This is a genomic window from Escherichia sp. HH091_1A (genome assembly GCF_030295175.1).
GTDB lineage: Bacteria > Pseudomonadota > Gammaproteobacteria > Enterobacterales > Enterobacteriaceae > Escherichia > Escherichia coli_F.
This window is the reverse complement of sequence record NZ_AP025747.1, coordinates 5,152,442-5,168,173: the sequence shown is the minus strand read 5'-3', so window position 1 is coordinate 5,168,173 and position 15,732 is coordinate 5,152,442. Positions and strand designations below refer to the sequence as shown.

The window sequence follows — 15,732 nt, the reverse complement described above, 5'->3', positions numbered from 1 at the left end:
AATCGCGAGATACATCGCATAAAACAACGCCACCCGAAGGTGGCGTGCTTTTATTATTACTTATCCCTGTCTAACCAGTCGCCGCTTTCAATTAGCTTTAATCCATCGACGGGTCGTTGATAAACGTACATCCATGCACTCCCGTACGGCGTCTGAATCAACTGGCGCGCGTATTCACCGCCCCTGGTGCGCAAGGCATCAAGTTCGGCCAGCGTGGCGTTGTCAATACGATAAACTTCACCGTGTACTGTTCCGTTCCCCGGAACTGCGCCTGGATAGTGGCCCAGGCTATACAACTGGTAGTTATCGATACTGAAATCGCCCAGTAACTGGGCATTGGTCATCCAGTGACTGTTGCCTTGTTTGTGGCGTAAACTGCCGTAGACAAATATTCGCATTGCTAAAACTCGAACTGATAGAGCAAATCCAGTGCCTGGTCTACACCAGACACGGCTTCCAGATATAGCTTAGGCATCAGGCGATAACGTAACGTGAGTGTTGCTATTGAGTCAAATATACCCACGCCGTATTTCACTTGCAGACCTGGCAATACATAGCCGCTGACCACCACCTGGGAGGAGTCGCCTACTCCCTCTGTGTCGAGCGCTAAATTGCTTACGCCAAACGTCTCGCCGATTTTACCCACAATCTGACCACTTTGTGCAACCCCCAGACCAATCAGCATTGAGGTCATCGCCGCACTGTCACTCTGATCGCTCTCCAACCCTTGTCCACGTAGCAGGTAGGAAAGCGCGGCCTGTTGCGACATCGCCGGGTCAGAGAAGATCTCCGCTTTCGGTTCGTCTGCCAGACCAGTGACTCGAACTCCGGCGATTACGTCGTCTTCTGTAGCATCCGGGTTACGAATAGCTTCGATATTAAGATACGGTTGATCCGGCGGACCAGAGAACAGTAGCTCACCCTTACGCACAATCAGATCCTGACCATAAGCATGGAAGCGACCTTCAGGGATGTTGATCTGCCCGTTCAGGCCCAGTCCTTGTTTGTCCTGTACGACGTTGAGATCGCCCGTCAGCCGCGCTTTCAGGCCGAAGGCGTCAATGCGCACATTGTTGCCAACGTGGACAATCAGGTTGCTGTTAATCGGAATCGACGCCGTTTTCGGCTCTTCCGGTTGCAGGTTATCGTTAAGCATCACCACATCGCTGGAAACGCCCACCGCGCTTTCCGGCAGCTCATGCACCACAATGCGCGCCCAAGGGACATCCACGCGACCGTCGAGAGTAAACAGGTTTGGTGTAGCCTCGAATACAACATCTGGGGATACATCCATTCGTACCATCGGCGGCACGGTGATCCGTACCTTACTGCCTTTCGCGGTTACCCTCGCCCGCCAGTTTTCAATCTGGCTCCAGTCGGCGTCACCACTCAGGTAGATTTCTCCCTGTTGGGTCCGCACAGTACCAGCAAGCGTCGAGCGCATACCGTTAAAGTTAACCGCAAGCTGGCTCGGTTGCATATCAAACGGCATAAAGTTGCCGTCGATATCCACACCCGTAGCCTGGAGCTGACCAAACAACTGCGGGCTTTGTACATCCCCCCCCAGACGCAAGTTGGCACTCACCATCCCCGCTGCTTTTTCCCCACGGGTAAAGATGGGGTTTATCATCGCAAGGTTGAAGTTACGGATATTAACGTTGCCACCAAGATTACGGCGGCCTTGCGGATCGGTCACCTGCACCTGACCATCAAACTGGCCGTTATTGGTCAGGCGGATGGTCCAGCCCAGTTCAGCACGGTTGTTACGCAGTTCCGCCGTCAGATTCAGCGTCTGAAACGCCACGGGCAGCGCCGCATCGTTGACGGTTTGCGTTACCTGCACGTTACGCCCCGAAAGGGTGATACTCCCCTGTGGCAGCCCTTCTTTAGTGGTGTCCCATGCGACATCCGCTTTACCCGTGAAGATACCGCTGGCCTGTGTGGTTTCTGGCATAAACGGTTTCAGCATGGCGAGGTCGAAGCGATTGAGATTTACCACCGCACGCCCTTCAGCCCCGGCATCAATGGTTTGCGGCACGCACAGTTCCGCATTCGGGTTAAGCCAGCAGTGTGGCCCGATGCTGATTTTTTGCTCCTTGTTGCGATAATCCAGCGCAATATCGCGGGTCAGCGACCACGGGCCGACTGGCGTCTGGAAGCGGGTATTGCTAAGTGTTCCCTTCCAGCGTTCTTCTTTGCGATCAAAACTGCCTGCCAGATTAAGCTGCCCGGAAACCGGTTCGCCCTGAATCCGCAACTGTAGCTCGTGCTGCTTTTCGCTGCCTTTGGCATTCAGAGTGACGAGGTTGATATTCACATCGGGCTGCGAGATTTGCTCAACGCGTACGTCAAGTTTACCCGCAATCTGGTCAGTGGATTTGATATCACCTTTCACGCGAACCTGCGCCACGGAAAGTTCCTGCCAGCGCAGGCCGCGCGCGGTGATATCTGCCAGTAGTTGTGGCGCTTCCACCGTGCCGCGTACTTTCACCAGCCCTTTCGCTGTACCGCCAAGCCCCGGCAGCGCGTTATCCAGCCCCGGCGCGTTGATGGTGGCATCAAGATTGAGATCTTTTACCCCCAGTTCACCTTTCACTTCGGCACTGTTTGGCCCCAGTTCCAGATGCAGCCCTGGGATCATCCACTGCATATAACTGTTGCCTTTCAGCGTGCCGTCAACGTTCACTTTGTTCTGTTTGACGTTACCGGTCAGCTTCAACTCCGGCACGTCCATCTGCCAGGTGCCGCCATACAGACTACCGCGGGTTTTAATCAGACCATTGAGTTTCGACGGCCACTCCGGGAACTCTTTCGCGGTGTTAATGCCATTAAGCGTTAACTCACCGCGCCAGCTAATTGCCTGCTGCCAGTCGAGTAGCGCCTTGAGTTCAGTTTTCCCTTCCAGCGCCGCGACGGTGAGTTTGTCGAGATTGACCTGCTGTTCATTGCCTTTGGCATCAAGGGTAATGGTCGCGGGCGGGATCTCCTGCCCCTTCACTGCCGTACGCATAGAGATCGTGTAATCGGTCATTTTACCGGTGAGTTTCAATTTCAGATCATCCGCCTGATACTGCTTCTCACCAATGAACGGCCAGTAAAGCTGTTTGCTGTTCACTTCCACGTTGAGCGGCAATCCAGCTTCTGCCAGCCGCGTCTGGGCGCGCAGATCCATATCTACCGGGCCAGAAAGGTTAACGCCTATCTCCAGCTGTTCGCGCAGCGCACCACCCACTTTCAGCTTCACCTTTTCGCCTTTCAACGGCTCCACGTTCAGTGTGCTGTTGAGGGTGATATCCACCGGCCAGTTGTCTGATAGCTGCGCCGTGCCGCTGGCGTTGACGATCCCTTGACTGGAGTCGATATCCAGGGCGTCCAGTTTGGTATTGCCGTCAATGCTGCTCACTTTCAGCAGCATGGTGCGCACGGTGATGTCCGTGTCGCCCGTCACGCGCAGCTGCTCGCCCTTAAACTCTTCAATATTCAGGTTGAGCGGCAAATGCACGTCGGTCATTTCCGGCAATACCGGGCGAGAAAAGAGATCTTTCAGCGTTTCGCCGAGCGGTTTTTCATCCGGCTGCGGATTTTCAATCTTCGGTTCGACGACCTCTTCCTGCGCTACTTCCGCCACTTTCGGCAGAGCAATCAATAAACCTTTCAGTGATGTCGGTTTCAGGGTCAGGGTTTTCTCCTGCCAGTTCAGGCCGGAGGTGAAGTCCATCACCGATACCGTGGTGTCATCAATCTTGATGTTGACGTTATCCAGCGCCACCCGCGTCAGGGTGATGGGATACGGCGTGGAGAGATCCAGCGGCCCGCTATCTTCCTCTTCTTCAACCTGTTCAGAAGGGGGCATTTTTTTACTGTCGATGTTGACCTGAATGTCTTTCAGCGCCAGGTCATTAATACAAACGCTACTGTTCCACAGGCACTCAAGCCCGACCGCCAGATGGAGATTGCCCGCTTTTACCGCCACGCCTGGCTGCTCATAACGAACGTCAGACAAGGTGAGATCGCGCCAGCCGCCGCTGACCTTGCCAATATCCAGTCCTGGCACCCAGCGATCCGCCGCTTTAAATACCAGATGCAGGCCGCTGGTGGTGCCCACCAGAAACGCCACCGATCCCAGCAACAGTAAGATAACGATAACCACGCCGAGGCTGATTTTTTTCCATAAACTCATAATTCTGGCCCCAGACCGATGTAAAACTGTAACCCGTGTTCGTCTTTATCCGCGACCGGTACGGCAAAATCGAGTTTGATTGGCCCGACCGGCGATTCCCAGCGCACGCCAACCCCGGTACCGGTTTTAAAGTCGCTACGGCGAATATCGCTTACCGCTTCGCCACTATCGACAAACACCGCGCCCCACCATTTTCCGGTCACGTTGTACTGGTACTCCAGCGATCCGGTTATCAACTTCGATGCCCCTTTCAGGTCACCGTTGGCGTATTTCGGGGCGATAGATTTGTATTTGTAGCCACGAATACTGCGGTCGCCCCCGGCGAAGAAACGCAGATCCGGCGGTACTTTGTCGAAATCACCCGTTTCAATCCAGCCCAGCGTGCCGCGTGTCACAAAACGATGGCGATCGTACAGTGTGCGGATCCAGACGTTCTGCGCCTGGAAAACGGAGAAATCGACATCCGAGCCCCAGGCCGTGTTGGAGTAGTCGATAGAGTAACGTTGCGAGTCGCCCCAGGTTGGCATCAGGCCACCACGAGAACGCGTGCGGCTAATCATCACCCCCGGATAAAACAGCATCGTGGTGTTGGTAATTTCACCCTGGGTAAAGTGGTCGAGACTCCAGCGCAGGTTAATGGCACGCTGCCAGCCACTGGAGAGATCCCAGTAGCGAGAAGCCACCAGCGTCGTGGAGTCAGACTCGGTATCGTTCAGGTCAGTGCGCTTAAAACCGCCCTGCACCAAATAATATTGTTCCAGCGGGTTCTTCAGCAGCGGCATTTTATAGCTGAAGTCGAGGATCTGTTCCGGTGCGGAAATACTGGTACTGGTGGTCAGACTGTGACCGTAAGAGTTCATCCATGGTTTTTTCCACGTCGCTTTCACGCGCGGTCCCACGTCTGTAGAGTAACCGACCCCGGTTTCGATGGTGTTTTCTGTGCGCGGCGAAACCACGCCCGTCAACGGTAATACTTTCGTTTCGCGCGCTTTATCAAATTGTGGTGCAACCACCACCGAGTTAAACCAGCCGGTAGCAGAAAGTCGGCGGTTCAGTTCCGCGAGATCTTTCGACTCGTACTCATCGCCCTCTTTGAACGGCACCAGATTTTGCAGGTATTCGTCACGAATTTGTGATCCTTCAAAGGTCACATGCCCAAAGCGGTAACGTTCGCCACTGTTATAATCAATATCCCAGAAGGCTTTATGCAGGCCGAGCGCAATGCCCAGCTGCGCTTTGGTAAATTCGCTATCGAAATAACCTTTACGCAACGCAATGCTGGTTAAGGACTTTTTGAAATTTTCATAATCGCCCTGGTTCAGCACAGTGCCAATCGCCGGGCGAGTATCGAGCAATTTCAAATAGTCTTTATCGGTCCGCGCGCCGCCGCGCAATACCACATCGGTGCCGCCAATTAACACCGGCACGCCTGGCGTGACTTTGGCGATCAATACCTGCCGCCCTTTCTTTGGCGGTGGACGGAGATCAAATTCAATGGTCGGCTGGTAATAACCCAGCGCTTTCAGACCTTCGCGGATGGCATCATCGACGCGTGCGCGAAAGCGACGGTCTGGCGTCACTTCATCACTTTCAATTGTTGAAAGCTGTGCACGAACGTTCTTTTCCAGTTGTCCCGATAACCCTTCGACCTGTAGACGGACGTTCGCGGCGAAGGCAGATCCGCTTAAGCAGAGTAAGCTTACACAGCATAACTGTCGGATATAGCGCACATTTTCTCCTGAATATCCTTTATTCCTGCCCCTGGAACGCCGTTAAACGGCTTAACAAAAATCCAGTAATATGGATTAAAAAGCAGACTAAACCCCAAATATTTCTTATGTTTTACTTTAGACCTATTCACGGTGGTTATTGTGTGCAAATACGTCTCTTGTTACAACCTTAACCCCAATGACCGATTTTCGGGAGAGCGACACCATGAGTTTATTTGATAAAAAGCATCTGGTTTCCCCCGCCGATGCCCTGCCTGGACGTAACACCCCGATGCCCGTAGCCACGCTGCATGCGGTCAATGGTCACTCAATGACCAATGTACCTGACGGAATGGAGATTGCCATTTTTGCGATGGGTTGTTTCTGGGGTGTGGAGCGTCTGTTCTGGCAGCTACCCGGCGTTTACAGCACCGCCGCAGGTTACACCGGCGGATATACGCCAAACCCCACTTATCGGGAAGTGTGCTCCGGTGATACTGGTCATGCCGAAGCGGTGCGCATTGTTTACGATCCTTCCGTCATCAGCTATGAGCAGTTGCTACAAGTATTTTGGGAGAATCACGATCCCGCCCAGGGAATGCGTCAGGGCAATGACCACGGCACGCAGTATCGTTCAGCGATTTATCCGCTGACCCCAGAACAGGATGCCGCCGCTCGTGCCAGTCTGAAGCGTTTTCAGGCGGCGATGCTTGCCGCCGATGACGATCGTCACATCACCACGGAAATCGCTAACGCCTCACCATTTTATTATGCCGAAGATGACCACCAGCAATATCTGCATAAAAACCCATATGGTTACTGTGGAATTGGCGGAATTGGCGTCTGTCTGCCGCCGGAAGCATAGCGTTACGGTTACAAACTCAGATTGTTGATAAAGTGAGCTTTGTTTATGCCGGATGCGGCGTAAACGCCTTGCCAGGCCTACAAAACCCTCAAAATTCAATGTATTGCAGAGACTTCGTAGGCCTGAACAGCATAGCGCATCAGGCAGTTTTGCATTTATCAGTCGTCTGAATTTTAACCCTCTGGCGACTTTACAGTACCTTACGCTATACTAGCCACTGAAAATGCCGGTTCACTTTCTTCGAATCGGCTTTCAATGTGTATTTCACACAAATTAATCAACTTCCCCTTCCGAGGATCTGGCCTGAAAGGTCGGATAAGATATGTTAAACAGTATTTTTGTCATACTCTGCTTGATCGCTGTAAGTGCGTTCTTCTCGATGTCCGAGATCTCACTTGCCGCTTCACGCAAAATCAAACTAAAACTGCTGGCTGATGAAGGCAATATAAATGCCCAACGCGTTCTGAATATGCAAGAAAATCCTGGCATGTTCTTTACCGTGGTACAAATCGGTCTTAACGCAGTGGCGATTCTCGGCGGTATTGTCGGTGATGCGGCGTTTTCTCCAGCTTTTCACAGCCTGTTCTCCCGCTATATGTCGGCGGAACTCTCTGAGCAACTGAGCTTTATTCTCTCTTTCTCGTTAGTAACTGGCATGTTTATCCTGTTTGCGGATTTAACTCCGAAACGCATCGGTATGATTGCGCCAGAAGCGGTGGCTTTGCGTATCATCAACCCGATGCGCTTCTGCCTGTACGTTTGCACCCCGTTGGTGTGGTTCTTCAACGGCCTGGCGAACATGATCTTCCGTATCTTTAAACTGCCAATGGTACGTAAAGATGACATCACTTCTGATGACATCTATGCAGTTGTGGAAGCAGGTGCACTGGCGGGCGTGTTACGTAAACAGGAACACGAGCTGATAGAAAACGTCTTTGAGCTGGAATCCCGTACCGTTCCGTCGTCAATGACACCGCGTGAAAACGTGATTTGGTTTGATCTCCACGAAGATGAGCAAAGTCTGAAGAATAAGGTGGCGGAACATCCGCACTCGAAATTTCTCGTCTGTAATGAAGATATTGACCACATCATCGGCTATGTCGATTCTAAAGACCTGCTGAACCGCGTGCTGGCTAACCAAAGCCTGGCACTGAACAGCGGCGTACAAATTCGCAACACACTGATTGTGCCGGATACATTAACCCTTTCAGAGGCATTGGAAAGTTTTAAAACTGCGGGTGAAGACTTCGCGGTGATCATGAACGAGTACGCGCTGGTCGTTGGGATCATCACCCTCAACGACGTAATGACCACACTAATGGGCGATCTGGTCGGTCAGGGACTGGAAGAGCAGATTGTCGCCCGTGATGAGAACTCATGGTTGATTGATGGCGGCACCCCGATTGACGACGTAATGCGTGTGCTGGATATTGATGAGTTCCCGCAGTCAGGCAACTACGAAACCATCGGCGGCTTTATGATGTTTATGCTGCGTAAAATCCCGAAACGCACCGACTCGGTGAAATTCGCCGGCTACAAATTTGAAGTGGTGGATATCGATAACTACCGCATCGACCAGTTGCTGGTAACGCGGATCGACAGCAAGGCCACCGCCCTTTCGCCCAAACTGCCTGACGTTAAAGATAAAGAAGAAAACGTCGCGTAACCCCAAGAAACATCAACGGCTCCTGAATCAGGAGCCGTCTTATTTACTGCATAGCACTTTGGTTAAGCCATCTCTGTTTGCAGACGCATAACCTGACGGTTAACTTCGGACATCACTGACAAATGCAGCTTATCCTTCACTTTTGGGATAAGAATCTTACCCTTATCAAATTCAAAAGCGCCAACATCCTTGATGTATAACCGTCCACGGAACAGGATCTTTACGTACTTCGCCACCTGCAGTGGGTTGTACCGTTGGAAAATTTTCATTGTTATCTCCTGCTGAGTATTACGCCTTTGCGGTGCCACAATCGGCCCAACTATTATGAGGCGCAAATTTTAATGCTTAGTGACTATAGACTATCCGGGTAATGTTTCCACCGCGTATAACTTTTTTTACCTAAAGGTTACAATTATTCAGAATTATCTTTTTACCGAAGCGCGGTCTTCAGTATAAGCATTCATTTTTCATATGATTTGTGCGCTTGACCGCAAACTGGCATCACACTTGCGGGAAATTCGATAAATAGCACATATGATTAAAAGTCAGACCCCAAGTGGTCGGATCACCTGCATATCATAAGAAGGATACACCATGACCCTACGTAAGATTCTGGCACTCACCTGCCTGCTGTTGCCGATGATGGCTTCCGCACATCAGTTTGAAACCGGTCAACGAGTGCCACCGATAGGCATTACCGATCGGGGCGAGTTGGTGCTTGATAAAGATCAGTTTAGCTACAAAACCTGGAACAGCGCGCAGTTAGTGGGAAAAGTGCGAGTACTGCAACATATTGCTGGTCGCACCTCTGCAAAAGAGAAAAACGCGACGCTGATTGAAGCGATTAAATCAGCAAAGTTACCGCACGATCGTTACCAGACCACCACCATTGTGAACACCGACGACGCGATTCCGGGTTCTGGCATGTTTGTGCGCAGCAGTCTGGAGAGTAATAAAAAGCTTTATCCCTGGTCGCAGTTTATTGTCGATAGCAATGGCATCGCGCGCGGTGCCTGGCAGCTAGATGAAGAAAGTTCCGCTGTAGCGGTGCTGGATAAAGACGGTCGAGTGCAATGGGCCAAAGACGGTGCGCTCACTCAGGAAGAGGTGCAGCAAGTGATGAACCTGCTGCAAAAGTTGCTCAAATAATGTTAAGGTGATGCCTCTAATTAGTTGAATCTGATGTATAATTCGGGCTTTTGAGGTTATCTCATGGCCAGTGTTAATATTCATTGTCCCCGTTGTCAGTCAGCTCGGGTTTACCGCCATGGTCAGAACCCTAAAGGCCGTGACAGATTTCGCTGCCGTGACTGCCACCGTGTATTTCAGCTCACTTATACTTATCAAGCACGTAAGCCGGGTATGAAAGAGCTGATCACTGAAATGGCCTTTAATGGTGCCGGGGTTCGCGATACCGCCAGGACACTGAAAATTGGTATTAACACCGTCATCCGGACTTTAAAAAACTCGCGCCAAAGCGAATAACTTCTTCGCCTGTTGCCCATGCTGATGTGGCGCTTATCTGCGAGCTTGATGAGCAATGGAGCTACGTTGGCAGTAAAGCCCGGCAACATTGGCTCTGGTACGCGTACAACACCAAAACAGGCGGTGTACTGGCCTACACTTTTGGTCCCCGAACCGATCAAACGTGCCGGGAGCTACTGGCACTGCTTACACCCTTCAACATCGGCATACTCACCAGCGATGACTGGGGCAGCTATGGCCGGGTGGTACCGAAGAATAAGCATCTGATCGGCAAAATATTCACCCAACGCATTGAGCGTAATAATCTGACGCTACGCACCCGTATTAAGCGGTTGGCTCGTAAAACAATCTGCTTCTCACGCTCAGTTGAGATCCACGAAAAAGTGATCGGAGCGTTTATCGAAAAACACATGTTCTACTAATTGGATGCACTACCAATGTTAATAACATAAATTCTGGAAAAATAAATTTCCCCTATCGATATATATGGGATAGGGGAATTAAGTCTCTGAGTTTTTACGCCGAACTCATACTAGTATCAATAACCCTTATTCGCGTTTAACGGTTTTACCTCTTTTTTAAACGCTTCAATGGTAGATTTATATTTCTTGTGAATCTTTTCTGCGGTATAATTACCGTTTGCGGCAAGATTTGCACTTACAATCGCTTCCACTTGCTCGGTTATTTCCACTTGTTGGTAACCTGCATTAACCAGAAAATTATAAATAAGAGAGTAATCTTCACCCTGCAAAAAAATATAAGAGCCAGTTCGAAGTTCCTCATCCCCTCCATAGATTTTAAGAGCAAAGCCCAAAGATTCTATGACCATGGCATAATTTCCATTATTTATTTCCTCGCAAAAATACCATCCTTCACATTCTTTAATGCTACCTTCTGGCCCTTCAAGTTCAAATTTACCCCGTTTTAATTTGCTTACTACATTCTCCAAATAAGCAGAATCGTAAGATAAGTTACCCGCCGCCTTCCGAAAATAACCGTTAATCCTTTCAGGTATGTCAGACTGTTTTTTCTGCAAAATATCATAGGCATACAATCTTCTATTTTGTGCTAGTGGAAATTCACGGTTTTTAAAGTCTATAAATGAGTTATACTCATTTATTGGTAGTGCATCCAATTAGTAGAACATGTGTTTTTCGATAAACGCTCCGATCACTTTTTCGTGGATCTCAACTGAGCGTGAGAAGCAGATTGTTTTACGAGCCAACCGCTTAATACGGGTGCGTAGCGTCAGATTATTACGCTCAATGCGTTGGGTGAATATTTTGCCGATCAGATGCTTATTCTTCGGTACCACCCGGCCATAGCTGCCCCAGTCATCGCTGGTGAGTATGCCGATGTTGAAGGGTGTAAGCAGTGCCAGTAGCTCCCGGCACGTTTGATCGGTTCGGGGACCAAAAGTGTAGGCCAGTACACCGCCTGTTTTGGTGTTGTACGCGTACCAGAGCCAATGTTGCCGGGCTTTACTGCCAACGTAGCTCCATTGCTCATCAAGCTCGCAGATAAGCGCCACATCAGCATGGGCAACAGGCGAAGAAGTTATTCGCTTTGGCGCGAGTTTTTAAAGTCCGGATGACGGTGTTAATACCAATTTTCAGTGTCGGCGGTATCGCGAACCCCGGCACCATTAAAGGCCATTTCAGTGATCAGCTCTTTCATACCCGGCTTACGTGCTTGATAAGTATAAGTGAGCTGAAATACACGGTGGCAGTCACGGCAGCGAAATCTGTCACGGCCTTTAGGGTTCTGACCATGGCGGTAAACCCGAGCTGACTGACAACGGGGACAATGAATATTAACACTGGCCATGAGATAACCTCAAAAGCCCGAATTATACATCAGATTCAACTAATTAGAGGCATCACCCATTTATTGTTATAGGGATTTCTTCGTATTCAAATCCAGTGCCTCGCAATGTCATTGTATATTCGGCACCGTTATCTTTAAGGCGGAAACTGATAAGAAAATTATCCATGGAGTGAACGGTTTCATCTTTTAATGAAAGCACCTGATAACTATTTTTATCGATCTGTGTTGCTCTAAGAAAGAACTCCCTTAAAATTAACAAACTATCATAATTCGAAATCCAATCCCTTTTCTTAAATGCATGCTGAATATTATTAAAGAAATTATTTGAATGTATTTTTGTATGCGATGACTTTACAAATAACTCCACTGCACCAAAAAAAATTATTGTGTCTGATCTTGGGTAACATATGACAACCTTATTATATTTGGTTATTCTATGTCGCCATTAAACATCTTGTTAAAGAAATAAACTATCAAAAAACGCTCATTATTAAAACATAACTTATTAGCGTTAGAATATTTACACTTTAAATATAGTCCTTTATATCTATAATTTTTTAGGTTGGGAGCAAATCAGGATGGCAGAATCAGGAAATACACTGTTTCTGCCATCTGTATTTAATAAATAGACACTCTGAACCCAGGATTCAGGAACGATTCGCGCGGGGTGTAATCCAGCGGTTTACCCTGCCAGTCGTGAACATGTGCTCCGGCAGCGGCAGCCACGGCATGACCGGCGGCGGTGTCCCAAATATTGGTTGGCCCGAAACGCGGGTAAAGCTGCGCCTGCCCTTCCGCCACCAGGCAGAATTTCAGCGAAGAGCCGATAGACGTGGTTTGATGTTCGCCAAGCTGTTGCAGATACTCTTTCAGCTCCGCATCCGCATGGGAACGGCTGATCACCACCAGCGGCGGGCGCGCATCGCGGACCTGAATCTGCTTGCGTACACCGCACTCTTCTTTCCAGGCTTTGCCGTCTGCCGCGCTGTACATTACGTTCATTACCGGCGCATACACCACACCTAAAATCGGTTTGCCGTGGTCGATGAGCGCAATATTAACGGTGAATTCACCATTACGTTTAATAAACTCTTTAGTACCATCCAGCGGGTCTACCAGCCAGTAACGCTGCCAGTGTTGACGGAATTCCCAACCGGGAGGATCTTCTTCAGAAAGGACCGGAATATCCGGTGTCAGCGTACGTAAACCGTCCATGATAACGGTGTGTGCGGCAATATCCGCTGCCGTTACCGGAGAATTGTCCGCTTTGCTGACGACGTCCATCGGTTTCGTCCCGTCGTAGACCTGCATAATGGCATCGCCTGCATTCCGTGCAAGCTGGCATACTTGATCTAACATTTCTCCACCTCGTCTCTGTGAGCGGTGTTAACTTGTTGTTTTACTTATACCCTATCGTTAAAGAATGCGCCAACTGTGATAGTGTCATCATTTTCAAAGCGTTAAATTGTGGCATTCTTCACTGTTCTAAAAGTAAGAGGTTTATTCTCCCTTTTCTTTCGAATTCCCGATGATAAAAGGATGTCCCTGATGATTAAGTTTAGCGCAACGCTCCTGGCCACGCTGATTGCCGCCAGTGTGAATGCAGCGACGGTCGATCTGCGTATCATGGAAACCACTGATTTGCATAGCAACATGATGGATTTCGATTATTACAAAGACACCGCCACGGAAAAATTCGGACTGGTACGTACGGCAAGCCTGATTAACGATGCCCGCAATGAAGTGAAAAACAGCGTACTGGTCGATAATGGCGATTTGATTCAGGGGAGTCCGCTGGCCGATTACATGTCGGCGAAAGGCTTAAAAGCAGGTGATATTCACCCTGTCTATAAAGCATTAAATACGCTGGACTATACCGTCGGCACGCTTGGCAACCACGAGTTTAACTACGGTCTGGATTACCTGAAAAATGCACTGGCAGGAGCGAAATTCCCTTATGTAAACGCCAACGTCATTGACGCTAAAACCAAACAGCCCATGTTTACACCGTATTTGATTAAAGACACCGAAGTGATCGATAAAGACGGAAAAAAACAGACGCTGAAGATTGGCTATATTGGCGTCGTACCGCCGCAGATTATGGGATGGGATAAAGCTAATTTATCTGGCAAAGTCACCGTTAACGATATAACGGAAACTGTGCGCAAGTACGTACCTGAAATGCGCGAGAAAGGTGCCGATCTTGTTGTCGTTTTGGCGCATTCTGGTCTGTCTGCCGATCCGTATAAAGTGATGGCAGAAAACTCAGTTTATTATCTCAGTGAAATTCCGGGCGTTGACGCCATTATGTTTGGCCATGCTCACGCCGTCTTCCCGAGTAAAGATTTTGCGAATATCAAAGGGGCTGATATCGCCAAAGGCACGCTGAACGGCGTTCCGGCGGTAATGCCGGGCATGTGGGGCGATCATCTCGGCGTGGTCGATCTGCAACTCAATAATGACAGCGGAAAATGGCAGGTGACGCAGGCGAAAGCGGAAGCACGGCCAATTTACGATATCGCCAATAAAAAATCCCTCGCGGCGGAAGACAGCAAGCTGGTAGAAACACTTAAGGCCGATCACGAGGCCACACGCCAGTTTGTCAGCAAACCAATCGGTAAATCTGCCGACAATATGTATAGCTATTTGGCGCTGGTGCAGGACGATCCGACCGTGCAGGTGGTGAATAATGCACAAAAAGCGTATGTCGAACATTACATTCAGGGCGATCCCGATCTTGCAAAACTGCCGGTGCTTTCAGCTGCCGCACCGTTTAAAGTCGGTGGTCGCAAAAATGATCCGGCAAGCTATGTGGAGGTGGAAAAAGGCCAATTAACCTTCCGTAACGCCGCCGATCTTTACCTCTATCCCAATACGCTGATTGTGGTGAAAGCCAGCGGTAAAGAGGTGAAAGAGTGGCTGGAATGCTCCGCCGGACAGTTTAACCAGATTGATCCCAACAGCACGAAACCACAGTCACTGATCAACTGGGATGGTTTCCGCACCTATAACTTTGACGTCATTGATGGTGTGAATTATCAGATTGATGTTACTCAGCCCGCCCGCTATGACGGCGAGTGCCAGGTGGTTAATGCCAATGCGGAAAGGATTAAGAACCTGACCTTTAACGGCAAGCCGATTGATCCGAACGCGATGTTCCTCGTTGCCACCAATAACTATCGCGCTTACGGCGGCAAATTTGCAGGTACGGGCGATAGCCATATCGCTTTTGCTTCACCGGATGAGAACCGCTCGGTGCTGGCAGCGTGGATTGCAGATGAGTCGAAGCGTGCGGGGGAAATTCACCCGGCGGCAGATAACAACTGGCGTTTAGCACCGATTCCCGGCGATAAGAAACTGGATATCCGTTTCGAAACCTCTCCGTCAGATAAAGCCGCAGCGTTTATTAAAGAGAAAGGACAATATCCGATGAAGAAAGTCGCGACCGATGATATCGGCTTTGCGATTTATCAGGTGGATTTGAGTAAGTAAAACACTTCTTTTTCGACCTACAAATCATCAACCGCATCCGGCATTTATTGGCGGATGCGATGCTGTCGCATCTTATCCGCCCTACAAGTCATGCACCGTAGGTCGGATAAGCGCATCCGGCTGTTATTCTGCACGTTCATCCCGCACTGCCAACACCTCAGGCAAATTCAACTCAATCCAGTCCGCCAGTGCAGCAACCTTTTCGCTCACCTGCTCGCCCAGCGGCGTGAGGCTGTATTCCACATGCGGCGGCACCACCGGATACGCGATACGGTTAAGAAAACCATCCTGCTCTAGCGCCTGTAACGACTGCGCAAGCATCTTTTCACTCACCCCACCCATCTTGCGGCGCAGGTCGCTAAAACGGTGCGTACCTTCGCGAAGCGCGACCAGAATCAATACCCCCCAACGGCTGGTGACGTGTTTCAACACCTCGCGCGACGGGCACTGTTCGGCGAAGAGGTTACCCTCTTTCAGTTGTTGCGACAGGCTAGCCTGGCTCATTCAT

The 15,732-nt window shown here is 49.9% G+C and carries 11 protein-coding genes and 3 pseudogenes; 5 read left to right on the top strand and 9 right to left on the bottom strand.

The annotated features are described in order from the left end of the window. Nucleotides 1-56: 56 nt before the first annotated feature. From QUF14_RS25530 to tamA, 3 genes are read right to left on the bottom strand one after another with little or no spacing between them, the layout of a single operon-like run. The gene (locus tag QUF14_RS25530) at nt 57-398 is read right to left on the bottom strand and encodes a gamma-glutamylcyclotransferase family protein (RefSeq protein ID WP_001219160.1); all 342 of its coding nucleotides are present in this window, start codon (nt 396-398) and stop codon (nt 57-59) included. A gap of 2 nt (nt 399-400) precedes the next feature. Next, nucleotides 401-4,180, bottom strand: coding sequence for an autotransporter assembly complex protein TamB (gene tamB / locus QUF14_RS25525; RefSeq protein ID WP_000060851.1), 3,780 nt, complete (start codon nt 4,178-4,180; stop codon nt 401-403). Then, nucleotides 4,177-5,910, bottom strand: coding sequence for an autotransporter assembly complex protein TamA (gene tamA, locus QUF14_RS25520; RefSeq protein WP_001269295.1), 1,734 nt, complete (start codon nt 5,908-5,910; stop codon nt 4,177-4,179). The genes tamB and tamA overlap by 4 nt, the downstream gene beginning before the upstream one ends. A 205-nt stretch (nt 5,911-6,115) precedes the next feature. Between tamA and msrA the strand changes: the two genes are divergently transcribed. Together msrA and paeA are read left to right on the top strand one after the other, a co-directional pair. After that, nucleotides 6,116-6,754, top strand: coding sequence for a peptide-methionine (S)-S-oxide reductase MsrA (gene msrA, locus QUF14_RS25515; protein ID WP_024212012.1), 639 nt, complete (start codon nt 6,116-6,118; stop codon nt 6,752-6,754). 322 nt (nt 6,755-7,076) lie between these two features. Beyond that, on the top strand, nt 7,077-8,420 hold the full coding sequence (paeA, locus tag QUF14_RS25510) for a polyamine export protein PaeA (RefSeq protein WP_000934983.1): 1,344 nt from the start codon (nt 7,077-7,079) through the stop codon (nt 8,418-8,420). Nucleotides 8,421-8,482: 62 nt separating this feature from the next. On the opposite strand, the gene QUF14_RS25505 is transcribed toward paeA, so the two are convergent. After that, a complete protein-coding gene (locus QUF14_RS25505; protein ID WP_000689228.1) occupies nt 8,483-8,689 on the bottom strand; it encodes a DUF1107 domain-containing protein in 207 nt (68 codons plus the stop codon). Nucleotides 8,690-9,014: 325 nt separating this feature from the next. On the opposite strand from QUF14_RS25505, the gene QUF14_RS25500 reads away from it, so the two are divergent. Then, nucleotides 9,015-9,569, top strand: coding sequence for a YtfJ family protein (locus QUF14_RS25500; protein ID WP_000175278.1), 555 nt, complete (start codon nt 9,015-9,017; stop codon nt 9,567-9,569). 63 nt (nt 9,570-9,632) lie between these two features. Beyond that, a protein-coding gene (locus QUF14_RS25495) for an IS1 family transposase (RefSeq protein ID WP_085948397.1) occupies nt 9,633-10,327 on the top strand; the annotation gives its coding sequence in 2 pieces (ribosomal slippage) (nt 9,633-9,879 and nt 9,879-10,327; 696 coding nt in all). Between the two features lie 116 nt (nt 10,328-10,443). On the opposite strand, the pseudogene QUF14_RS25490 reads toward QUF14_RS25495, so the two are convergent. From QUF14_RS25490 to cysQ, 4 genes and pseudogenes are all read right to left on the bottom strand, one after another. Beyond that, nucleotides 10,444-11,031 (bottom strand): annotated as a pseudogene (locus tag QUF14_RS25490) (hypothetical protein); the annotation flags it as partial. A gap of 9 nt (nt 11,032-11,040) precedes the next feature. Next, nucleotides 11,041-11,732, bottom strand: a pseudogene (locus QUF14_RS25485) (IS1 family transposase). A 58-nt stretch (nt 11,733-11,790) separates the two neighbouring features. Next, nucleotides 11,791-12,139: pseudogene (locus QUF14_RS25480) on the bottom strand (hypothetical protein); the annotation flags it as partial. 211 nt (nt 12,140-12,350) lie between these two features. Beyond that, the gene (gene cysQ, locus QUF14_RS25475; protein ID WP_000886896.1) at nt 12,351-13,091 is read right to left on the bottom strand and encodes a 3'(2'),5'-bisphosphate nucleotidase CysQ; all 741 of its coding nucleotides are present in this window, start codon (nt 13,089-13,091) and stop codon (nt 12,351-12,353) included. A 189-nt stretch (nt 13,092-13,280) separates the two neighbouring features. Between cysQ and cpdB the strand changes: the two genes are divergently transcribed. After that, nucleotides 13,281-15,224, top strand: coding sequence for a 2',3'-cyclic-nucleotide 2'-phosphodiesterase (cpdB, locus tag QUF14_RS25470; protein ID WP_000589414.1), 1,944 nt, complete (start codon nt 13,281-13,283; stop codon nt 15,222-15,224). 123 nt (nt 15,225-15,347) lie between these two features. Here the strand turns inward: cpdB and QUF14_RS25465 are convergent, their stop codons facing one another. Then, nucleotides 15,348-15,728 (bottom strand): winged helix-turn-helix transcriptional regulator, encoded by a 381-nt coding sequence (locus QUF14_RS25465; protein ID WP_000075979.1) that lies wholly within the window; start codon nt 15,726-15,728, stop codon nt 15,348-15,350. Between the last annotated feature and the right edge of the window lie 4 nt (nt 15,729-15,732).